The sequence below is a fragment of the Rhodococcus sp. OS5 genome, assembly GCF_056837585.1.
Genome location: NZ_CM166368.1, coordinates 4,231,642 through 4,253,459, shown reverse-complemented (window position 1 = coordinate 4,253,459; position 21,818 = coordinate 4,231,642). Strand labels below are relative to the sequence as shown.

At 62.4% G+C, this 21,818-nt stretch carries 22 protein-coding genes; 9 read left to right on the top strand and 13 right to left on the bottom strand.

Going from position 1 to position 21,818, the window contains the following annotated elements:
• Positions 1-4 precede the first annotated feature (4 nt).
• Positions 5-1,573, top strand: coding sequence for a carboxylesterase/lipase family protein (locus tag ACVZUB_RS19790; protein ID WP_322942860.1), 1,569 nt, complete (start codon positions 5-7; stop codon positions 1,571-1,573).
• Here ACVZUB_RS19790 and ACVZUB_RS19785 read toward each other — a convergent pair.
• On the bottom strand, positions 1,566-2,792 hold the full coding sequence (locus ACVZUB_RS19785) for an MFS transporter (RefSeq protein WP_039972654.1): 1,227 nt from the start codon (positions 2,790-2,792) through the stop codon (positions 1,566-1,568). The genes ACVZUB_RS19790 and ACVZUB_RS19785 overlap by 8 nt on opposite strands.
• 161 nt (positions 2,793-2,953) lie before the next feature.
• A complete protein-coding gene (locus ACVZUB_RS19780; RefSeq protein ID WP_042923125.1) occupies positions 2,954-3,223 on the bottom strand; it encodes a GNAT family N-acetyltransferase in 270 nt (89 codons plus the stop codon).
• Positions 3,224-3,797: 574 nt separating this feature from the next.
• Here ACVZUB_RS19780 and ACVZUB_RS19775 point away from each other — a divergent pair.
• Positions 3,798-4,124: a hypothetical protein gene (locus tag ACVZUB_RS19775; RefSeq protein ID WP_003941297.1), complete on the top strand. Its 327-nt coding sequence runs from the start codon at positions 3,798-3,800 to the stop codon at positions 4,122-4,124.
• Positions 4,125-4,181: 57 nt separating this feature from the next.
• Here the strand turns inward: ACVZUB_RS19775 and ACVZUB_RS19770 are convergent, their stop codons facing one another.
• A complete protein-coding gene (locus ACVZUB_RS19770; RefSeq protein ID WP_042447910.1) occupies positions 4,182-4,805 on the bottom strand; it encodes a Type 1 glutamine amidotransferase-like domain-containing protein in 624 nt (207 codons plus the stop codon).
• Positions 4,806-4,839: 34 nt separating this feature from the next.
• The gene (locus ACVZUB_RS19765; protein WP_003941328.1) at positions 4,840-5,658 is read right to left on the bottom strand and encodes a maleylpyruvate isomerase family mycothiol-dependent enzyme; all 819 of its coding nucleotides are present in this window, start codon (positions 5,656-5,658) and stop codon (positions 4,840-4,842) included.
• A gap of 191 nt (positions 5,659-5,849) precedes the next feature.
• Between ACVZUB_RS19765 and ACVZUB_RS19760 the strand changes: the two genes are divergently transcribed.
• The 4 genes from ACVZUB_RS19760 (at position 5,850) to ACVZUB_RS19745 (ending at position 10,778) form a co-directional block, all read left to right on the top strand.
• Positions 5,850-7,388 carry an AMP-binding protein gene (locus ACVZUB_RS19760; protein ID WP_482627678.1) on the top strand — a complete coding sequence of 513 codons (1,539 nt, stop codon included), beginning with the start codon at positions 5,850-5,852 and terminating at the stop codon, positions 7,386-7,388.
• Positions 7,389-7,915: 527 nt separating this feature from the next.
• Positions 7,916-9,025: a Re/Si-specific NAD(P)(+) transhydrogenase subunit alpha gene (locus ACVZUB_RS19755; RefSeq protein WP_482627677.1), complete on the top strand. Its 1,110-nt coding sequence runs from the start codon at positions 7,916-7,918 to the stop codon at positions 9,023-9,025.
• Entirely contained in the window at positions 9,025-9,348 is a 324-nt protein-coding gene (locus ACVZUB_RS19750) for an NAD(P) transhydrogenase subunit alpha part 2 (protein WP_003941319.1), read from the top strand. The genes ACVZUB_RS19755 and ACVZUB_RS19750 overlap by 1 nt, the downstream gene beginning before the upstream one ends.
• The gene (locus ACVZUB_RS19745; RefSeq protein WP_482627676.1) at positions 9,348-10,778 is read left to right on the top strand and encodes an NAD(P)(+) transhydrogenase (Re/Si-specific) subunit beta; all 1,431 of its coding nucleotides are present in this window, start codon (positions 9,348-9,350) and stop codon (positions 10,776-10,778) included. The genes ACVZUB_RS19750 and ACVZUB_RS19745 overlap by 1 nt, the downstream gene beginning before the upstream one ends.
• Positions 10,779-11,152: 374 nt before the next feature.
• On the opposite strand, the gene ACVZUB_RS19740 is transcribed toward ACVZUB_RS19745, so the two are convergent.
• Genes ACVZUB_RS19740 through pdhA form a run of 5 tightly spaced genes read right to left on the bottom strand, consistent with a single transcriptional unit; the run spans position 11,153 to position 16,319 of the window.
• Entirely contained in the window at positions 11,153-11,806 is a 654-nt protein-coding gene (locus ACVZUB_RS19740) for a hypothetical protein (protein WP_007726101.1), read from the bottom strand.
• Between the two features lie 29 nt (positions 11,807-11,835).
• Positions 11,836-13,041 (bottom strand): MFS transporter, encoded by a 1,206-nt coding sequence (locus tag ACVZUB_RS19735; protein WP_042447902.1) that lies wholly within the window; start codon positions 13,039-13,041, stop codon positions 11,836-11,838.
• 10 nt (positions 13,042-13,051) lie between these two features.
• A complete protein-coding gene (locus tag ACVZUB_RS19730; protein ID WP_215516002.1) occupies positions 13,052-14,260 on the bottom strand; it encodes a dihydrolipoamide acetyltransferase family protein in 1,209 nt (402 codons plus the stop codon).
• Complete coding sequence (locus ACVZUB_RS19725) at positions 14,257-15,234, bottom strand: alpha-ketoacid dehydrogenase subunit beta (RefSeq protein ID WP_042923141.1); 978 nt, start codon at positions 15,232-15,234, stop codon at positions 14,257-14,259. The genes ACVZUB_RS19730 and ACVZUB_RS19725 overlap by 4 nt, the downstream gene beginning before the upstream one ends.
• On the bottom strand, positions 15,231-16,319 hold the full coding sequence (gene pdhA, locus ACVZUB_RS19720) for a pyruvate dehydrogenase (acetyl-transferring) E1 component subunit alpha (RefSeq protein ID WP_030536837.1): 1,089 nt from the start codon (positions 16,317-16,319) through the stop codon (positions 15,231-15,233). Before pdhA ends, ACVZUB_RS19725 begins: the two co-directional genes overlap by 4 nt.
• A 221-nt stretch (positions 16,320-16,540) precedes the next feature.
• Between pdhA and ACVZUB_RS19715 the strand changes: the two genes are divergently transcribed.
• Entirely contained in the window at positions 16,541-17,569 is a 1,029-nt protein-coding gene (locus ACVZUB_RS19715) for a phosphotransferase family protein (RefSeq protein ID WP_003941376.1), read from the top strand.
• Here the strand turns inward: ACVZUB_RS19715 and ACVZUB_RS19710 are convergent.
• From ACVZUB_RS19710 to ACVZUB_RS19700, 3 genes are read right to left on the bottom strand one after another with little or no spacing between them, the layout of a single operon-like run.
• A complete protein-coding gene (locus ACVZUB_RS19710) occupies positions 17,566-18,015 on the bottom strand; it encodes an acyl-CoA thioesterase (RefSeq protein WP_042447890.1) in 450 nt (149 codons plus the stop codon). The genes ACVZUB_RS19715 and ACVZUB_RS19710 overlap by 4 nt on opposite strands.
• Positions 18,012-19,250 (bottom strand): benzoate/H(+) symporter BenE family transporter, encoded by a 1,239-nt coding sequence (locus ACVZUB_RS19705; protein WP_482627675.1) that lies wholly within the window; start codon positions 19,248-19,250, stop codon positions 18,012-18,014. Before ACVZUB_RS19705 ends, ACVZUB_RS19710 begins: the two co-directional genes overlap by 4 nt.
• Positions 19,251-19,286: 36 nt before the next feature.
• The gene (locus ACVZUB_RS19700) at positions 19,287-19,760 is read right to left on the bottom strand and encodes an Lrp/AsnC family transcriptional regulator (RefSeq protein ID WP_003941284.1); all 474 of its coding nucleotides are present in this window, start codon (positions 19,758-19,760) and stop codon (positions 19,287-19,289) included.
• A gap of 102 nt (positions 19,761-19,862) precedes the next feature.
• Between ACVZUB_RS19700 and ACVZUB_RS19695 the strand changes: the two genes are divergently transcribed.
• Together ACVZUB_RS19695 and ACVZUB_RS19690 are read left to right on the top strand one after the other, a co-directional pair.
• Positions 19,863-20,486 carry a LysE family translocator gene (locus tag ACVZUB_RS19695; RefSeq protein WP_003941342.1) on the top strand — a complete coding sequence of 208 codons (624 nt, stop codon included), beginning with the start codon at positions 19,863-19,865 and terminating at the stop codon, positions 20,484-20,486.
• 22 nt (positions 20,487-20,508) lie between these two features.
• Positions 20,509-21,345 (top strand): sulfurtransferase, encoded by an 837-nt coding sequence (locus ACVZUB_RS19690; RefSeq protein ID WP_482627674.1) that lies wholly within the window; start codon positions 20,509-20,511, stop codon positions 21,343-21,345.
• A gap of 1 nt (position 21,346) precedes the next feature.
• Here ACVZUB_RS19690 and ACVZUB_RS19685 read toward each other — a convergent pair whose 3' ends face one another.
• Positions 21,347-21,808: a DUF6328 family protein gene (locus tag ACVZUB_RS19685; protein ID WP_003941357.1), complete on the bottom strand. Its 462-nt coding sequence runs from the start codon at positions 21,806-21,808 to the stop codon at positions 21,347-21,349.
• Positions 21,809-21,818 lie beyond the last annotated feature (10 nt).

The following is a 21,818-nucleotide window of genomic DNA, read 5'->3' as shown; positions in this document are numbered from 1 at the left end:
AGACATGGAGACCGACGTTCGACCAAATCTCGGCGAGGACGGAACTCTGGTGATCCGGGCGCGAGGCGGAGAAGCCCGCGGGTATCCGGATGGCGGTGTATTCGCGTGGAAGGGCATGCCCTACGCAGCGGCGCCGGTGGGTGAGCGGAGGTTCCGAGCGCCACAACCCACACAGCCGTGGGACGGGGTGCGCGACTGTCGTGAGTTCGGGCCGATCGCGCCGCAAGGCCAGAGTCCGGCGGTTCCGATCGATCGGGCCTTCAAAATCGACGAGGACTGCCTGTCGATCAACGTCTGGGCCCCGCGACCCGACGGCACGCCGCGACCGGTGATGGTGTGGATTCACGGCGGCGCCTACTGCCTCGGATCCGCCGCCCAAACGATCTACGACGGCCGTCATCTGGCTGAAACCGGCGACGTCGTTCTCGTCTCCTTCAACTATCGTGTCGGCGCACTCGGATTCCTGGACCTGTCTGCATTCTCCACCGCGGATACTGTTTTCGAATCGAACTGTGGTCTGCGAGACCAGATTGCGGCACTCGAATGGGTTCGAGACAACATCGACGCCTTCGGTGGTGACCCGAGTGCGGTGACCGTGTTCGGGGAGTCCTCCGGCGCAGGATCCATCACGACGCTCATGACCTGTCCGAGCGCCGAAGGTCTGTTCCATCGTGCGATTGCCCAGAGTCCGCCCGCGACCTCCGTCTACGGGGCCGAGCGCGCCAAGACCGTGGCGGAGCGGTTTCTCGAACTGCTCTCGATCGACCCCGAAGACGCAGGCGATCTGCTGACCACGGATCTGGAACTGCTCGTCAAGGCAAGCGATGATTTGGTCAACGAAATTCCGACCCGGATTCCGGGAACTTTGGCGATGGCACCCGTTGTCGATCGCGATCTGGTGCCGCACTACCCGGTTGCGGCTTTCCAGAAGGGTTACGCGCACCGAATCCCACTGATCATCGGTTCCAACAAGGACGAGGCGTCGATCTTCAAGTTCATGAAGTCTCCGCTGATGCCGGTGAGTGCGCAGTCCGTCGAGGCAATGCTCCAATTACTGGCCGACGATCACCCCGACATCTCCGCGACCAAACTTGCCGAGATCATGTCGGCTTACCCTGACCATGCGAAACCGAGTGGCGCGCTGGCGCTTTCACGGGACGCGGCGTTTCGCATGCCGACCCTCTGGATCGCAGACGCGCACTGCAGGCATTCCCCTACGTGGGTCTACCGCTTCGATCACGCGACGCCGATGCTCAAGGCGGCGCGGATCGGCGCGGGCCACGCGACCGAATTACCTTATGTATTCGGCAATTTCGGAACCCTGAACGTCGACCCCACGTTCTGGCTCGGCGGTCGGAAGGCCGCGATGGAGGTGGCCGGCCGTATCCAACGGCGATGGTTGGCCTTCGCCAGGCATGCCGTGCCGGCGGCCCTCGACGGCTCGAAGCACTGGGCGCCGTACGAGGAAGAGAAGCGGTCGACGCTGTTGATCGACTCCGCCGACACCCTCGTCAGCGACCCCGATCACGGATTGCGCGTCGCCTGGGGCAACGACGTGATGGGGTTCAACTGACGTCGGTCGAGTGCCGCGGACGATCCAGTTCGCGAAGCACCGGCAGAGAGGCACAGACTGCGGCGATCAGGATGATCGGAATCGACAGGGCCACAAAGGTCGACGCGATTCCGAGTTGATCGAGCAGCGGGCCGACCGCGAGGTAGCCGAGCGGGCCTGCGGCGTAGGCCGTCGACGTCATGACACCGACGACGCGTCCACGCATGTGCTCCGGGCTGTGCGTCTGCATGGCGTAGTTGGCGATCGGGCCGACTGGTCCGTAGACGAGGCCCTGCAGTCCGGCAAGTACGAGGATCACCCACAGTGGAGGTAGGAGCGCCATGGCCAGCATCGCTATGCCGAGAACGGCGACGGCAAAAATCATGATCAGCCGCCGGGACATGATCGGCGCCAGTGGGGCGTAGGCGAGAGAGCCGATGATGCCGCCGATCGCCAAGGCCATCAACACCGATCCGAGTTGGGCCGGTTGATCCAACTCTGTGAAGTACACCGGGAACACGACACTCTCCACAGGCATGTAGAGCGCGACGACTGCCATGTCGATCAGCGCCAGGGTGCGCAGCAGTTTGTTGTTCCAGACGAACCGAAGACCGTCGAGTGTGCCGTGCCAGATCGATTTCGGACGGTGTTCGTGTTCGGGCACTCCGGCGCCGGGAAGCCGGATGAAGGCGACCACGACTATCGAGAACACAAAACCTGCCGCCGTGACCCAGAGCGTGTTCACCGCTCCGATCGTTGCGATGAGGACACCGCCGATGCCAGGGCCGATCAGATACGCGACGTTGAAGTTGGCCTCGTACACACTGTTGGTTCGATCGAGCTTCCACTTGGCGGTCCGAGTCGCTGCAGGCAGCATGGACTCCCTCGCCGCCATTCCGGCGGGGTCGAACACGGCGCCGAGTGCGGCCAACGCCGCGATCACCGGGATCGTCAAGCCCGCGGTGGCCGCGATGATCGGAATCGCTGCAACGGACATCGCAGAGAGAGCGTCGGAAATCATCGACGTTCGACGGCGTCCGAACTTGTCGACGAATGTCCCCGAAAACAGGCTCGACACGAGTAGCGGAATGGCTGCTGCGCCGGCAACTATCGCCGCGTCGGTAGCCTTACCGGTTCGTTCGAGAACCAGCCAGGGGAGCACGACGATGGCGATACCGTTGCCGATCGCCGAGAACAGCGTCGCGAGATTGACCAGTACGAGAGGGAGATAGCTGGGGATAACTACGTCCGTGGACGCAGGTGGACGCCGATCTGCTGAGGCGACCACGTTCTTTCCTTCCCCGAGATGGTGCCGCCCAGGATTTCGACGACGGCACCATCGACGCTAGCAGCGGGGTCTGCAGGTTCGCGACTGGTTTTTCGCCGGCCGTTCTCGTTCGGTTATGCCTGGTAGGCGGGGTTCTCCGCAACAAACTTCTCGACGTACGAGCACGTCGGAAGGATCTTCAATCCCTCGTTCCGGGTCTGATCGAGCGCTTCACGCACCACGATGGCGGCAAGCCCGCGCCCACGAAACTGCGGATAGGTCACCGTGTGGTGGAAATCACGGACGCCGGAATGGTCCGAGTACTCGGCGAAACCGGCGAGTTCGCCGTCGACTCGGATCTCGAAACGCGTTTCCGCGGGATTGTGCGCCACTGTCTCGGTCATCTTCGGGCTCCGTTTCGAAAGGGCGGCCGGTTGCGCCGCGCCGCGTCTACGTTCTCTGGAGCACGCTACCTGGCAGGCCGTCCGCAATATCGGTTGCCGACGTGGGATCCGTTACTTAGCGCAACTACAACTGGACGACCGTTCAAGGGACCTTCGTCGCCATGGAGAACGAACAAAACTGGTCTGTACGTGCCGATTTGCCCGTACTTTTGTGCCCACAACGGGTGATACATATGCATCACGATCGTAACTATCCCAATATGTGGGACCGGTCACAAAGTTTTTTGTCGTCTGTTCGGATGGATTAAGTGGAGGGCCTGAAACGGGCAAATTGCAGGTCAGCGGCGCGCTGGTTGCGTGTCGATGATGGGTGCGAGTGGCCGGAAACCCCAGGGGTATTGCGTTGGTCATCAGATCGTTTCTCGGACGTGATCCCAAAGACCCGCTCGGGGGGTTAGCGTTTGAATCGTCGGGGATAGAAGAAGCGTTACAACTTCGCCAAAAAAACTTTGGCGTCGCTGCTCAACGGTTCGATTTCGAGTCTTCGTCGGACAACTTCGAGGAAGGAACGCACATGATTTTCGGGCAGCGTGAGTCGAACAGTTACTTTGCCGCAATTTTTTCGTACGACTTCCTTGACGAAGGTCTGGGATACGAGACCATCGCACGGATTCACCGAGGCGAGATCTGCGAATGGATTCGTGATCTCGAGGCTTCCGGGTTGTTCTCGGCTGCGGAAGTCCATGCCGCTGAACTGGCATGGCGCGAAAATCCACGCCTGCTCCTCGACGCCCTTCTCGAGGACGCTGACGAGGTCTCTGTCAAGCGCTGGGAGATCGCGTGGACGAGGCTCGAGCGTCAGTCGCCGGCAGCCGGAACCGCGGTGGCAGAGCACGGCTGATCCGGTCGGGCCGAGTCGACTGCTCAGTCTGCGTCAAGATCAACCGTCTGCGTTACATCAACGGTCGACGAGTATCACCTCGTGATCTGTAAGCACGGTGAATTGCGCGCCCGCCGTGGTCAGGGCCGCAACCGTCCGCGCAGTCACCTGTGGATCTTCGAGTAGCGAATCGCCGCCGTGCGGCACTATCGCGAAGTCGATCAGCGCGAGCCCGGACCAGATCGGGTCGATACCGCACGTTGGCATGACTTCAGCGGGGTCGTCCGACGCGTCCAGCCCGATCAGAGTCGGAGTCGCCAGGCACGCTCCGGCGCTGTATCCCGCATAGGCCACGACGCCTGAACGAACCAGCATCTCGATGACCCTGTCAGCGCCACTTCGAGCTAGCTGAGCTCGCAGGACGAACGTGTTTCCGCCGCGAACCCACAGGCAGTCGAATTCGCGGAGCCGGAGTTCCAGTGCTTCCGATGCACCCAGGAAGTCTCGGACATCCACTTCCTCTGCGGTGAAGCCCGCTGCCCGTAGCGGAGTCAATTCGCTGGTGACTGCTGAACTGCGGGCATTGGCGGGCCACGAATCTGCAGCCGCGGCGATGACCGCGATGCGAGCGCCGCGGCCTACGAGATCGACAAAAGCCTCGCGGTGGTCGCCGAATCGGTAGGACGAGAGAAACAGTTTCACTTCTCAGTACCTTCGCGACCTACCCATCCAGCCCTCAAATCGTGAACGCCAGATTGTCGACGACGCGTGTGCCCACCGTGGTGTCACCGCGAAGCGAGATGTCGGTTCGGTGATCCGACGCGTGGACGCGGCCACCGGCAATTCGGGTGAAGAGCGGTGAGCTCATCGAGATGGTCGTGGTCGCCGGACCGTCCAACTCCGGGACGAGTGTTGCTCGCGCGTCGACCGAGACGTGAAGTGAACGGGCAAGTGGCCCTTCGAGTTCGAAAGTGATCCGTGCTCCCTCTGGCGCCTTTCCTCGTTTTCCGACGACGAATCCGAGCGCGCTGGTGATTTCGCCGAATGCAGTCTCCGCGCGCAATCCGCCTTCCTCACCCGGAATGCCAACTGCATCTCTGATGTCGAGTTCGTGCATCCAACAGTCGAAGGTCCGAATACGCATGAACCGGCCATAGGGCGCAAGACCGACCGGTGTTTGTGTCTCGGCGTCCCAGTCCGCGCTGGTCATCGAGCGCAGCGCTTCGGTTCGTTCGGCGGTGATCTCGCGATATCGGGTCAGCAGGTCCGAGTGCGGTGTCCGCCGCAGGCCTTCGACCCAGCGCTCGTTGAACGCCGCAATCTCGTTGTGGACGTGGGGCAATGCGTGCACGTCCAGATTGATCGACGGCGGATTGATGCCCGAGAGCAGTGATTCCGTACCGATCAGATGGGACACGATGTCGTGAACCGTCCACCCCGGAAGGTTCGACGGTGCCAACCACTGATCGCCGTCGAGTTCGGCCAGCAGTGCGTCGATGACTCTCCATTCCTCGGTCAATGCGTCGACTACTGAGTCCTGGGGCCAACCACTCATGTGGACATCTCCTGTTTCGGACGGTGCGGTTCTCCTCACTGTATGTCCCGGCGGATAAGTGAGCGGGCATTCCCATGCTTCGAGTCGGTGTCGCCAAACCTCCGAGGGTGGCAGAGTTCCTGTGGTAGACCAGGATTGTCGACGCCGAATCAGGCTCACGCGGCGTTGTCGTCACCGACAGAGGAGTCTTCGTGTTTCCAGGAAATTTTGTCCAGTCCACACCGGACAAGCCCGCCGTCATTCGCCCTGCGACGGGTGAGTCCATCACCTATCGGGAACTCGACGAACGGTCGACGCAGTTGGCGCGATACTTCCGAAGTGTCGGTGCCAAGCCTGGGGACCACGTCGCTCTCATCTCGAACAACGATCTCCGGGCGTTCGAGGTGTACTGGGCAGCGTTGAGATCCGGCCTCTACATCACCGCGGTGAACTGGCATCTCACGGCTGCGGAGGCTGCCTACATCGTCGACGACTGCGAGGCGACAATTCTGGTGGCGTCGGGGCAGGCGTCCGCAGCAGTTCCGTTGGACGAGAAGCTGATTCCACGCGTGCGGCACCGATTGGTGTACGGCGGCGCCCTCGAGGGCTTCGGCGACTACGAAGAAGCGGTCGATGCGCAGTCCACTGCTCCACTCGACTCGCAGCCGCGTGGGGCTGACATGCTGTATTCGTCGGGAACCACCGGCAGGCCGAAGGGGATCAAAGGAGATCTCCCGGAGGGTGAGGTGAACACCACCATGGATCCGTACACCGCGGTGTTCGCACCGATGTACGGGTTCGATTCCGACACAGTCTATTTGTGCCCGGCTCCGGTCTATCACGCGGCGCCCCTGCGTTTTTGCGGCGTGATCAATTCGGTCGGCGGAACCGTGATCTTGATGGATGCATTCGAAGCCGAAACCGCGCTGGAGTTGATCGGTAAATACGCTGTGACGCACAGTCAGTGGGTACCGACGATGTTCGTTCGAATGTTGAAACTTCCGAAGGAGACCCGTGATCGTTACGACGTCTCGACGGTGAAGGTCGCCATTCACGCTGCTGCTCCCTGCCCGCCCGAAGTGAAGACGGCAATGATCGACTGGTGGGGGCCGGTGATCTACGAGTACTACGCCTCGACCGAGGGTTCGGGCGCTACCTTCATCAACAGTGAGCAGGCCTTGTCGCATCCGGGTTCCGTCGGGCGTGACGGAGTGATGGGGATCGTGCACATCTGTGACGACGCCGGGCGCGATCTTCCGGTCGGCGAGATCGGTACCGTGTTCTGGGAGCGGGAGACTTTGCCGTTCCGGTACCACAATGATCCCGAGAAAACGGCTGCCGCGCAGCATCCGGATCATCCGACGTGGACGACGAGTGGAGATATCGGCTATATCGACTCCGAGCGTTTCCTTTATCTGACCGACCGCGCCGCGTTCACGATTATCTCCGGTGGTGTGAATATCTACCCACAGGAGTCCGAGAACATCCTTACTTTGCACCCGAAGGTGTTCGACGTGGCGGTCATCGGTGTTCCCGACGAAGAAATGGGTGAGCAGGTCAAGGCGGTTGTCCAACTAGCGGAGGGAATCGAGCCTGGTGCCCATGTCGCCGAGGAATTGCTGGAATACGTTCGCAGTCAGGTCGCACATTTCAAAGCTCCGAGAAGCATTGACTTTGCCGACGAATTGCCTAGGACCGCTACAGGAAAGCTCGTCAAGCACAAGTTGCGGTCTCAATATGTGAGCAATTGATGCTCTAGTGAAATGCTAGGACATCAGAGTAATTCTGCGAGATAGTCGGCAAGGACCTGCGCGTGACCGTATGGCAGGTCCTTGCTTGCTGTCAGTAGAACAACGGGTCGAGCATCCGAGGCCGGTGCGAGGCGTACTGCAGGTTTTCGCGTTTGAGGCCGCGTGGCCGGAGTCGGTCTACGCGGAGTCGGACGGCGTTACATTCGGAAGCCGGTTCGTAAACTCGCTCGACGGTGATTATTCGGCGCGTCATTCTGATGCCTTTACGTCTTTCGGCCGTTTCAAATAGTGGAATAGTCCGCCATTCCGGTGTGATCGGCCTCACAGTAGGCTTCTTCAGGTATGTCCAAACATACTGTTCGGACTCGATTCAGATGGAGAAAGTGCGTCGTCGGTTTCCCTACGCCGCGTTAACTCTGGCTACTATCAGTCACCATTCACCCAAAAGCGGGTCATCTTCCGCTCATCACATGCTGGTTGCCGCTCGTCGCAGCAGGCGAACCACCAACCGCAGAAGGTAATGGAAAATGGAAACATCGAAGAGCGCACAAGTGCGTCCGTCGGTCGGCGTCCCTCGAGAATCGAGTGATGGTGAGCGTCGGGTCGCATTGGTGCCGAAAATTGTGCCCGCTTTGATCGGCAAGGGTGTCGACGTGGTCGTCGAGTCCGGGGCCGGTCTCGGGGCGTTGATTCCCGACGAGTTGTACACCGCTGCCGGCGCGAAAATCGGCGATCCGTGGACTGCTGACGTGGTGGTCAAGGTTGCGCCTCCGTCGACAGAAGAGATCGCCCGGATCAGTACCGGCGCGAAGCTCATCGGTTTCCTGAATCCGCGTAATGCGGACAACCGCATCGCCGAGTTGAAGGCTGCCGGCATCGAGGGATACGCCGTGGAGGCGATTCCTCGTATCTCCCGCGCGCAGGTGATGGACGCGTTGTCCTCGCAGGCGAACGTGTCCGGGTACAAGGCTGTTCTGTTGGCAGCATCGGAGTCGACGCGGTTCTTCCCGATGCTCACCACCGCTGCGGGCACGGTGAAGCCTGCGACGGTTCTGGTCCTCGGAGTGGGTGTGGCAGGTCTGCAGGCGCTGGCGACAGCCAAGCGTCTCGGTGGCCGCGCTACCGGGTACGACGTGCGTCCTGAGGTCGCCGACCAGGTGCGTTCGGTGGGTGCACAGTGGCTCGACCTCGGAATCGATGCGGCGGGCGAGGGTGGATACGCCCGCGAGTTGACCGACGACGAGCGAGCGAAGCAGCAGCAGGCACTCGAAGATGCGATCAAGAGCTTCGACGTTGTGATCACCACAGCTCTGGTTCCGGGTCGTCCCGCGCCGCGCCTGGTGACCGCTGCCGCGGTCGAAGGCATGAAGCCGGGCAGTGTCGTGGTCGACCTCGCGGGTGAAACCGGTGGTAACTGCGAGCTGACCGAGCCGGGTCACACTGTCGTCAAGCACGGCGTGACCATTTGCTCTCCGCTGAATTTGCCGGCGTCCATGCCTGAGCATGCGTCCGAGTTGTACTCGAAGAACATTTCCGCGCTGATCGAACTGATGCTCGTCGAAGGTGCATTGGCGCCTGATTTCTCCGACGAGGTTCTGGCCGGTGCGTGCGTCACCCGTGAAGAGAAGGGCGCCTGATGTACACATCACTACTGGCGAACATCGCGATCCTGGTGTTGTCCGGGTTCGTCGGTTTCGCTGTGATCTCCAAAGTTCCGAACACTCTGCACACCCCGTTGATGTCCGGTACGAACGCCATCCACGGCATCGTCGTCCTGGGTGCGTTGGTTGTCCTGGGCAAGGTGCACGATCCCTCGATCGGGTTGCAGATCATCTTGTTCGTCGCGCTCGTCTTCGGAACCGTGAACGTTGTCGGTGGTTTTGTGGTCACGGACCGCATGTTGGCGATGTTCAAGGCCAAGCCGGCCGCCAAGTCTGTGTCGAAGGATGGTGACCAGTAATGGAATACCTGGTCAATGCGCTCTACATTGTCGCGTTCTCGATGTTCATCTACGGCCTCATGGGTCTTACCGGCCCGAAGACCGCAGTCCGCGGCAACCAGATCGCCGCGGTCGGCATGCTCATCGCCGTCGTTGCAACTCTGATCTCCATTCGTGATGCGGAGATGGGGAACTGGATCCTCATCGCTGCCGGCCTTGTCACCGGTGTCGTGCTCGGCGTTCCGCCGGCGCTCCGGACGAAGATGACGGCCATGCCGCAGTTGGTGGCACTGTTCAACGGTGTCGGCGGCGGCACGGTCGCGTTGATCGCGTACGCGGAGTTCCTGGACTCGGACGGTTTCACCGCATTCCAGCACGGCGAGTCGCCGACGGTGCATATCGTCATCGCATCGCTCTTTGCGGCCGTAATCGGATCGATCTCCTTCTGGGGCAGCGTGATCGCGTTCCTGAAACTGCAGGAAACCCTGCCTGGTCGTCCGATCGGAATCGGTAAGCTCCAGCAGCCGCTCAATGCTCTGCTCCTCATTGCCGCTATCGCGTTCTCGGTGATCATCGGCATCAAGGCGATCTCGCCGGAAGGCCCGACCAGCTCACTGTGGATCGTCGGCGTGCTCGTGCTCTCGGGCATCCTCGGACTGATGGTCGTGCTGCCCATCGGCGGCGCGGACATGCCCGTCGTCATCTCGCTGCTCAACGCTCTCACCGGTTTGTCGGCCGCTGCTGCAGGTTTGGCGCTCAACAACCAGGCGATGATCGTCGCCGGCATGATCGTCGGTGCTTCGGGCACCATCTTGACCAACCTCATGGCCAAGGCCATGAACCGCTCCATCCCGGCCATCGTCGCCGGTGGCTTCGGCGGCGGCGGCGGAGAAGCGCCATCTTCCGACGGTGTCGTGCGCACGGCAAAGGCGACCTCGGCGGCCGACGCGGCCATCCAGATGGCCTACGCCAACCAGGTCATCGTCGTCCCCGGATACGGACTTGCCGTCGCGCAGGCTCAGCACGCCGTCAAGGACATGGCGAAATTGCTCGAGTCGAAGGGTGTCGAGGTCAAGTACGCCATTCACCCGGTCGCCGGCCGTATGCCTGGTCACATGAACGTTCTTCTCGCAGAGGCGGATGTCTCGTACGACGCGATGAAGGAAATGGACGACATCAACGACGAGTTCTCTCGTACCGATGTCACCTTGGTGATCGGTGCGAACGACGTCACCAACCCGGCGGCGCGCAACGATCCGAGCTCACCGATTCACGGAATGCCGATCCTCAACGTCGACCAGTCGAAGTCCGTCATCGTGCTCAAGCGCTCGATGAACTCCGGTTTCGCCGGTATCGAGAACCCGCTCTTTTTCGCCGAGGGCACCTCGATGCTCTTCGGTGACGCCAAGAAGTCGGTCTCCGAAGTAACCGAGGAACTCAAGGCGCTCTAGCGCTGGTACTCGGAGGGGGCGTCCACTCGCAGCTGCGAGTGGACGCCTTTTTTCGTGGCCGTGTTGCAAAGATGTCGTGTGTTGCAACGACTTCTTGTGCTGAAACGACAAAGGCGCCTGCTCCGAGACGAAACTCGGAACAGGCGCCTCTGGCGACGTTTTACGGAACCTCGGGGGTTTCGGGGTCGGAAGAGAAGCCGGAAAGTAGTTCGATCAACTTCTGGATCAGTTCGAGCGGGTTCAGATCTTCGAGGCTCACGGTAAAGACTCCTTCGCTGTGGAACTACTTGATTCGGACATTTCAGAACATACGTCATGTCCAACCGTGGCGGGAGAGCTATCGGCGAAAATCTCTGAATCCCAAAGATTTAGGACTAAAGTCGGATGCTCCGGTGCCTGGAGAACGCGATGGCTGCCGTATCTGGGCGCAGCTCTTCACGTTTCGCGGCGATGGGCGATCGTGCCATCAAAATGGCTGCGGCACAGGCCCATACCAGGGTGATCAGAATGCCAGCTATCACTCCGAAAAGGCCGCTCAGCTCGGCGGCGAGCGCGCTGGCACCGATCGCAGCAACTCCGACGAATCCGAGCCCGGCGACCACCGGACGCCACTGCGGGGCGGAGATCAAGATCGCCGAGCAGTACAGCGCGGTCGCCGCTGCGACGTGACCGCTGGGCAATAGGTCCTGGGGCACATCGGGGAGCCAGGAACCGAATGCCGCGTTGGTGAGATTGGCGCCCATTCCGAGGAGCAGGATCGCGCCGATGCCGTATGGCAGTCCGCGGACCATCGAGACGACGGCCAGAGCGGTAGTGGCTGCGAGTACAGCGGTGACGTCGAATCGGCCTACCGTCCACTCGGCAAGTGCGCGCACCTGTTCCGGGACGCTCAAACCGGGCGAGGTGGGTCGCACGAAATACAAGACGCCCAGCGCTACGACGGCGATCGCGGCAAGGACGAGGAAGCGAGTGGTTGTGGAGGGAGCGGGGTGCTGGGTGGAGGTCGAGACGGTCACGAGTACCAGCATCCCTGTTGAGTCTGTGCCGATCGTGAGGATCAGCTGTGAGGTCTGTAGGCGGTCGGAGAATCGCGCCGAACGACACCCGCACAACCCGCTGCGACCAGGACGCATGCAAACGGGATCAACATTGCTGTGGTGAGAGGCACAAGCTTGGTGACCCACCCGATGGTTGCCGGCCCGGCGAGGAATCCGATGTATCCCATGCCGACGACGCGAGACATGTTGGTGCCGGCCGAACCTGAGCCCAGATTTCCGGCCGTGGTGAAGATCTGCGGAATGCATCCCGACAGGCCGGCGCCGAACAGGGCCCAACCGAGCAACGTCAGTGGTAGCCAGCCGGATACCACGACGGTCAGCATTCCGATGGACGACAGCAACGCACCGTAGCGAACCACTGCCACCGGGCCTACCGCCGCGCTGATCCGATCCGCGGTGAACCGGCCGACGGTCATCATGGCGGAGAATGCGCCGAACGACAGTGCGGCAACGGCATTCGAAACACCGAGATCTTCCTTGACCTGCAGCGCGCTCCAGTCGTTTGCCACTCCCTCGGCCAGCATCAGAACAAAGGCGAGGGTTCCGAGGGCAAGTACGCGAGCCGAGAATCTGCCGTGTGTCTTTCCGGTAGTCGACGCGGTTTCGGCATGCACGTCGACGTGAGGGAGAAGGGGTCGCGAGCACAACCAGACTGCCAGCAAGCCGATTGCCGACGCGATGCTGAGCGTGACATACGGCGGAAGATCCAGTGCGAGAGTGCCGAATCCGATGACAGAGCCCAATACGCCACCGACCGAGAACATGCCGTGAAAGGCCGCCATGATCGGGCGCCGGTACAACTGTTCGGCCTCGACGGCCTGCGAGTTCATCGACACGTCCAACGCGCCGTTCGCAAAGCCGAACACGACAAGTGCAGCGCCCAGTTGCCAGGTGTTCGTGGCAAACCCCGGGCCGAGAGTGGCGAATGCCAGCCCGCTACCCGCCAGGACGACCATGCGTCTGCTGCCGTATCGATCTGCGAGCGGGCCGCTCAACTGCATGCCGGCAATGGCTCCGACTGCAAGAAGGAGAAGAAGTGAGCCGAGCGTCGAGTGACTGATCCCCACTCGGTGTTCGATGGACGGGATGTGGACGACCCACATCGCGAGGAGAAATCCGTTGATGCCGAAAATGCCGAAGATGCCGGCGCGGGCGCGCACCAGGGCGGAGGTGGGGACTGCGCGGTCGGTGGGGTTGACGCTCACTCGTTCCTTTCTACAGGTGAGTCAGCAACAGGTCCGGGTTCGCGAGCATCTCTGCGACAAATGAGAGGAATCTCGCGGCCTGCTCACCGGTCAGCACGCGGTGGTCGAACGTCAACGTCAGTGTCACGACGCTCCGCACTTCGATCTTGCGCTCGATCACCCACGGACGCTCGCTCACCGAGCCCAGACAGAGAATGACGGCTTCTCCCGGATTGAGAAGCGGAATGCCGCCGTCGACGCCGAAGACTCCGACATTGGTGATCGTGACGGTGCCACCCGTCAGGTGACGGACGTCCGTCTTTCCCTCACGGGCAGCAACGGTCAGTTCGGTCACCGCGCGTGCGAGTTGGACCAGGCTCAGTGTCTCGGCGCTCTTGATGTTGGGCACGGACAGTCCACGTTCGGAGGCGACGGCGATGCCGAGATTCACGTCATCGTCGACGGCGGCGTCGCCGCGGGCCTCGTCCCAATGCGCGTTCACCATCGGGTGCGAGGCGATGGCGGCCACCATTGCCTTGGCAGCGAGTGTCAGCGGAGTGAGAGACAGTCCGGTGAACGCCTCCGAGGAACGGAGCCTGCCGAGCAGTTCCATCGAAGGCGTGACATCGGCGGTGAGGAAGACGCTGGCCTGCGGAGCGCGGGTGCTGGCAACCATCGCCGACGCCATCTGTTTTCGTATGCCGGACGAGGCCAGGCGTGTCGCGTTATCCGAAGGCGACTGCACGGTAAGCGCGTCTGCGACGTCAGCCGCGGTGACGGCACCGTCGAATCCGCTGCCGGTGATTTCGCTCAAATCGATGCCGGCTTCGCGGGCCGCGCGCCGCGCCGCGGGGGTTGCGGGCCGACGCTCGGTACTCGCCGCGGATTGCGAGTACGGCGTGATCTTGCTCCGTCGGCGGCTCGGTCTCTCGGTCGCGGGTCCGTATCCGACCAGCACGCTCGGAGACTGAGAATTACTTGGAGACGGTGAATTTGAAGACTCCTCGATACGGATGATCGGAGTACCCACCGGAACGGTAGTGCCAGGTTCGACGAGGAGTTCTCTGACAACACCGATGTAGGGCGACGGCAGTTCGACAAGAGCTTTGGCTGTCTCTACCTGGGCGAGAACTTGATTGAGTGCCACAGTGTCGCCGACGCCGACCGCCCACTCGACCAGATCGGCGGAAGTCAGGCCCTCGCCGAGATCCGGTAACCGGAATTCGTGCGCCGTGCTCATGCTGCCAGCGTTCGGTCGAGCGCCGCGAGGATCCGGTCGGCGTCCGGAAGGTGAAAACGCTCGAGCTTGGCGGGCGGGTAGGGGATGTCGAATCCGGTGACCCGCAGGATCGGTGACTCCAGCTGATAGAAGCAGTGTTCCGCGACGTGTGCTGCGATTTCGGCGCCGACGCCGAGAAACTTCGGAGCCTCGTGGACAACGACCAGCCGGCCTGTCTTGTTCACCGACGCCTCGATCGTGTCGAAGTCGATGGGGGAGAGTGAACGCAGATCCACCACTTCCAGATCATGGCCCTCTTCTTCGGCGATCCGCGCGGCGTCGAGTGCGGTGGTGACCATGGATCCGTACGCAACCACTGTCGCGTCGTTCCCCGAGCGGGCGACGCGAGCACGGTGGAGCGGAAGCTCGGGCGCAGCATCGGTATTCACGTCGGCGGTATCCCAGTAGCGCCGTTTGGGTTCGAGGAATATCACCGGGTCGTCGGCCGCAATGGATTGGCGGATCATGTGAAAACCGTCGATCGGATTGCTCGGGTACACCACCCGCAGTCCCGCGGTGTGAGCGAAGTACGCTTCCGGCGACTCCGAATGATGTTCCACCGCACCGATTCCGCCGCCACTGGGAATCCGAATCGTCAGTGGCGCAGAGGCAGCGCCTCGGGTGCGATACTGGATCTTGGCCACCTGCGAGACGATCTGATCGAAAGCCGGGTAGACAAACCCGTCGAATTGAATTTCGCAGACAGGCCGATATCCGCGCAAGGCAAGACCGAAAGCTGTTCCCACGATCCCTGATTCGGCGAGGGGCATGTCGATCACCCGGGTGTCGCCGAAGTCCTTCTGCAGGGCGTCGGTAACCCGGAATACGCCGCCGAGACGGCCGACGTCCTCGCCCATGATGACAACGCGACGATCGTCTTCGAGTGCGCGTCGAAGGCCGGTGTTGAGCGCGGTCACCAGATTCATGACGGTCATGACGAAGCCCCTTCCAGGCTACGGAGATACGCGCGATGCTCTTCGCGTTCAGCGTCGATCAGTGGGTGTGCCTCGGCGTAGACGTGATCGAAGAGCGCTGACGGGGGCGGATCGGCGAGCGCGATGGTTGCGCGTCGCAGTCCAGCGGCGACGTCGTCGGCGGCGGCCGCGATGGTGCTGAGTTCGTTTTCTCCGAGAAGATCGCGACGGCCGAGGAGCAGACGCATTCGCTCGAGCGGATCGCGGCTTTTCCACTCCGACATATCCGTATCGGTGCGGTACCTGCTCGGATCGTCGGAGGTCGTGTGCGGGCCCATCCGGCAGGTGATCGCCTCGATGAACGTCGGGCCGCTGCCTTCGCGTGCGCGATTGAGCGCCGAGCGCGTCACGGCGAGCACGGCAAGGACGTCGTTACCGTCGACGCGGATCGCCGGAATACCGTAACCGATCGCCCGATGCGAGATGGGTGTACGGGACTGCAGGGATACCGGTTCACTGATGGCCCACTGGTTGTTCTGGCAGAAGAAGACAACGCCGACACGGAAACTGGCGGCAAATCCCATCGCCTCGGCGATGTCACCCTGACTTGTTGCGCCGTCACCGAAGTAGGCGATCGTTGCGATCTCGGCGCCGTCCAGGTGGGCGCCGAGCGCATATCCGGTGGCGTGCAGACCTTGGGAGCCGACGACGATCGCCGGGTTGGTGACGCTGAATTGTTCTGGATCCCAACCGGAATGGGAGATTCCGCGCCACATGGTGGTCAGCAATTCGGGGGGAACTCCGCGGCAGTACGCGACGGCATGTTCGCGATAGCTGGTGAAGGCGAAGTCGCCTGGGGCGAGCGCTCTCGCGGAACCGACCTGCGCGGCTTCCTGACCGAGCATCGGAGCCCACAACCCGATTTCGCCTTGACGCTGCAGGGCAACAGCTTCGGTATCGATGCGGCGACTCACGACGAGATCGCGATACAACGACAGCAGTTCGTCAGGCCCGATGTCCGTTATCAGGCGGTCGAATTCGGGACGGCACACCCGTGCGCCGTTCGGTTGGATGAGTTGGACCGGATAATCGAGGTTGTCGACCATCTTCGCTCACCTCGGTTTCTGCTCATGCCCGGCGCGCCTCGTGAGTACGCCGCACAATCCCGATGTGTTGTATGCAGTTGTCGCTCTACCATCAGGATCCCCCTGATTGGGAAATCCGCAAGTATTTTCACTGCCGTATCAAGACCTGAGCTGCGAACTGACGAGTAACAAACGTGTCGGTACGGCCAACCGATCGGACTGCAACCGCTAGCATCGGTGCGGTGACTGCAGTCGGTTTGAACGAAGAAGCTGTTTCCGCGTGGATCGCCGAACTGGGGGTCGGCGCCACGACACCACTGACTTTCGAGAGGATCGGTAACGGGCAATCGAACCTGACCTACTCCGTGACGGATGCGGGCGGAGGACGGTGGGTACTACGCAGACCTCCACTGGGAACATTGTTGGCTTCCGCGCACGACGTCGTTCGCGAGCACCGCATCCTGTCCTCGCTCCAGGGAACCAAAGTGCCGGTTCCGAAGATCCTCGGCATCACGGAAGATCCGGAGATCACGGACGCTCCGCTGGTCCTCATGAGCTACATCGACGGCGTTGTGATCGACGGCGTTCCGGTGGCTCAGAAGTTGACCGAGGACGAGCGTCGCGCGGTCGGCTTGGCGATGCCCAAAACCCTCGCAAGCATCCACGGAGTTGACCTGGAAGAGACCGGGCTGGACGACCTGGCCAGCCGCAAGCCCTTTGCCGAGCGTCAGCTCAAGCGGTGGTCGGCGCAGTGGGAGAAGTCGAAGACCCGCGATGTTCCGGATGTCGACCGATTGGCCGAGATTCTGCACCGAAACATTCCGGAACAGAACGAAGTGACGTTGGTTCACGGCGACTTCCATCTCAACAACGTCATCACCGATCCGGCCGAGGGGCGCATCGTTGCCGTCGTCGACTGGGAGCTGTGCACGTTGGGGGAGCCGCTCGCGGATCTCGGTGCGCTACTCGCGTACTGGCCGGAAGCCGGTGACAAGGTTGCCGGTCCGTTCATGGCGTCCACGCTGGAAGGCTTCCCGAACCGTGACGAGCTGGTCGCTGCCTACGTCGAGGCGACTGGCCGCGACGTGTCAGCGGTCGGATACTGGCACGTACTCGCTCTGTGGAAGCTCTCGATCATCGCAGAGGGCGTGCTGCGACGCATTCTCGACGATCCGCGCAACAAGGCCGAGCACGGCGGCCCGACGGTCGCGCTGATCGACGGAATCGTTGCACGCGCCGTCTTGACGGCAGATCAGCTCGGTCTGAGCTAGTTTTCGGTCAAGGTCCCGGCTGCAGATCTGATGGCCGCCGGGATCTCCACCGGCTTACGGGTGTCGGCGTCGACGTAGACGTGGACAAAGCGGCCGGTGGCAGCGGGTTCCCAATTGCCACCGTCGACCTCGTGGAATATCGCCAGGGCGTAGACGATGCTCTTGGTGCCCAGCTTCTCGACGGAGATACCCACCTGCAACTGCTCGGGGAACGACAGTTCGCTCAGGTACCGGCACGACGTCTCGGCGACGACGCCGATGGCAGGCAGGGTGCGGATGTCGGTTCCAGTGGAAGACATCAGCCAGGCGTTGACCGCGGTGTCGAAGTACGAGTAGTAGGTCACGTTGTTGACGTGGCCGTAGTGATCGTTGTCGTCCCACCGCGTCGGGACGGGCCAGAGAACGGGAAACTCGCTGATCGACGGGGGCGTCTGCGCTGTGCTCACGGCTTCGACTGTAGTGAGGACTTTCGCGAGAGTGGGGGCAGGGTGGTGCCCTGTAGGACGGCGCGCACGATCAGCCCCACCAACAGTGCCCAGAATGCCGATCCGATTCCCAGGATACTGACCCCGGATGCGGCGATCAGAAACGTGACCACGGCGCCTTCACGTTCACTCGCCTCGCTCAGCGCCGACGTGAGGGCGCCGGCAAGCGTTGCCAGGAGCGCCAGTCCGGCAACAGTTTCCACGACTCCAGCCGGTGCGGCGGCTACCAGAGCGGCCACCGCGGCCGCGCCGGCAGCGAGAACGAGATACGCCCAGCCTGCGGTGAAGGCAGCGATCCATCGACGTTTGGGTTCCGGATGTGCGGTGGGGGCGGCGGCCAGGGCTGCGCTGATCGCCGCGAGGTTGATCGCATGGCCACCGGCCGGTGCGCCGACGATGGTGCCGATACCCGTCACGATCATCGACGGTCGCCAGGGAACGGTGTATCCGAACGAATTCATCACGGCCACACCGGGAATGTTCTGCGAAGCCATCGTGACGATGTAGAGGGGAATCGCAATACCGATCATTGCCTGCCAGGTCCACGACGGCGCGGTGAGATCAATGCGGGGAATCATGGCGCCGGCGTCGAGCACTCGATCCGACGTGACGAGGCTGATCCCGATCACGACCGCTGCTGTGAGAAACGCGAGCGGAACCGCCCATCGCTTGGAGAAGCGCTGCGCGGCAAGCCAAACCAGGATGACGGGCGCGACCGCTGCGGGGGCGTCCCGGACGGCGATGATCGGCGCCAGGCACAACGGCATCAGAACCCCGGCGAGCATCGCCTGCGCGAGGGGCGTCGGGATTGCCGAGATGATCCTTCCGAGCGTCGGCCACAGTCCGGTCAGAACAATCGCGATTCCGACGACGATGAATGCTCCGACCGCCGCCGGCCACCCACCCTCGACGGCTCCCGCGCCGACGAGCAGAGCGGCACCGGGCGTCGACCAGGCCAGGGTGATCGGCATCCGATACCGGCGTGAGAGCCAGAGCATTCCCAACGCTTGGGTCACACACAGAACCAGCAGTCCGGACGCCGCCTCGGTCGCGTCCGCGCCGACAGCGGCGAGGCCGGTGAGGACCACCGCGAACGAACTGGTGAAGCCGACGAGGGCCGTGACGATGCCTGCGCTCATCGGTTGCGAGTTGCTGCGAACGGCTTCCGGTTCGGTGGTATCTGTGGAGTCCGACATGGTCAGTGATTCTGCCCGACCCGCTCGAGGCCCGATTTACCTGTCCGGTCGGATGGGTGAGGTGACCGCTTTGCCGTAGATGAGGTGCGTTTGGGCGTGCCAGACCTCGGGATGTGCGGCGAGGTGGTCGATCAATACCCGTTGTAGATGAGCGCTGTCACGGACCGCGACGTGGAGGAAGAAGTCCTCGGGCCCCGAGACGTTGAAGAGCGCAAGCGTTTCCGGCAGCGCTAGCGCGTCGGCGGTGAACCGGTCGACGAGGTCGCGGCGGTGTGGTCGCAATTGAACGGCGATGATCGCCTGCATCGACCGGCCAACGGCTGCCGGATCGACAACCGCATGGATACCGCTGATTGTTCCGTTGGCACGTAGGCGTCGTACGCGCTCGTGGCACGAGGACGTCGCCAAGCCGACTCGATCGGCCAACACCTTGTTGGTGATCGACGCGTCGTTCTGCAATTCGGCCAAAATCTTCCAGTCCACCGGATCCAGAGGCTCATTCTTCGTCATCTGCCGAACTATATCCGGAGTCGTTTTGAACTTCCCGGATCCAGTTGCACACTCCTGGCATGAACATGTGTCTCGAATCAGCTCGGGTGTGAGGTATTTCGGATGAGTGTCGGTCAATGGCTCGCTTTCGGCTCCCTGCTATCCATCGTCCTGTTCACGCCGGGACCGGATTTTGTCCTGATCCTGCGTCATTCTCTGGCAGATCGTCGGACCGGCGCGGTGGTGGCCGCCGGTGTGATTTCCGGGCTCTTCGTTCACACTGCTGCCGCGTCACTGGGTCTCTCCGCACTTGTGGCGACACGGCCACAGTTGCTCTCCGCGCTCACCTACGCCGGGGCGGCATATCTGACCTGGCTCGGCATCTCCGCGATTCGAAGTGCTTTCAAAGCCCGAGCCTCGGACGAGGGAATTCCGGCAGCGAAAGAACCGATCGCGGTCACCACGGCATTTCGCTACGGCTTCCTCTCGAACCTGCTGAATCCGAAGGCGCTGTTGTTCTTTCTCGGGCTACTCCCGCAATTCATCGAGCCGGGTGAAGGCGCAGGGCTGCGGACGTTGATGTTGGCGGGCGCGACGGTGGTCGCCGCGGCACTGTGGTGGGCGATCGTGGTGGTGTTGGCGGCCGGAGCCGGCAAGAAGCTGCGTCGCCCTGGCGTCGGCAAGCGAATCGACGTGGTGACGGGAGTGTTGTTGGTGGGCCTCGGTGCCTTCTTCGGGGTTGCATGAGTGGTCGTGTCAGGATGGGCTCATGACACTTCCCGTGCTGATCGACGTCGAAGAACTGTCCGCTCTCATCGAGGCCGGCGCTGCGCCGCGATTGCTCGATGTCCGATGGGCGCTGGGTGATTCGAACGGCGAGCAGCATTTTCGCGACGGCCATCTTCCCGGTGCGGTATTCGTGAACCTCGACGAGGAACTTGCCTCGCCGCCGTCGCCGGGCAAGGGAAGGCATCCGCTGCCGAGTCTCGAAGACCTGCAGGCCGCGGCGCGTCGTTGGGGAATCGACGACGGTGATTCGGTGGTGATTTACGACGCCACCGGCAACACGGCCGCTGCCCGTGGTTGGTGGCTGCTGCGGTGGGCCGGACTCTCGGATGTCCGACTGCTCGACGGCGGGCTGCAGGCCTGGGAGTCCGCAGGACTGCCGTTGGCGGCCGGTTTCGGCGAGTCCGTCAGCCCGGGCAACGTGACTTTCACCGGCGGCAACATGCCGACTGTCGACATCGACGGTCTCGGCAACTGGACGAGCGAGGGCGGTGTCCTTCTCGACGCCCGAGCCGGGGAGCGGTACCGCGGCGAGGTCGAGCCGATGGATCCCGTCGCAGGGCACATCCCCGGTGCGGTGAACGCGCCGACCGCCGAGAACATCACCGGCGACGGGCGATTCCTGGATACGACCCACCTGCGTGAGCGATTCGCCGGACTGGGCGTCGGAGACAAGGTGGCGGTGTACTGCGGATCCGGAGTGACTGCCGCGCACGAGATCGCGGCGCTCGCGATCGCTGGTTACGACGCGACGCTGTTCCCGGGCTCGTGGTCACAGTGGTCCAACGACAGCACTCGCGCCGTCGACACCGGAGCCTGAGTCAGCTCTTGGTGCGATCGATGAATGACGGCACGAGAAACCACAGTGCCGTGAACATGATCGCGGCGCACGCTGCCAAAACCTTTGCGGCAACTCCGCCGACGGCGACCTCGGCGATCAACAGGACCGTGCCGGTCATGGAGGCGGCCAGAAAGGCTATGCCGCACAGGGCGAATCGGTTGGCCACGGGCAATATGTTCTCGCGGTGCCCACGGCGGAAAAGCATGCGATGCCAGACCGCGGGTGCCATCAGGAACCCGAACGAGATGGCAACAAGGATCACCGTCACCAAGTGGATGCCGCGGATGTACGCCGACGCTTCCTCGTAGCGTTCGGTGAATGCCACGGCTAGCAGGAAGGCAAACAGGATCTGCACACCAGAGAGCGCGACGCGCAGCTCTTGCAACAACTCGTTGAAGTTCCGCGCGAGTTGTTGAGGTGGAGTCTCCCCGGTCTCGTTCACGGCGACGTGG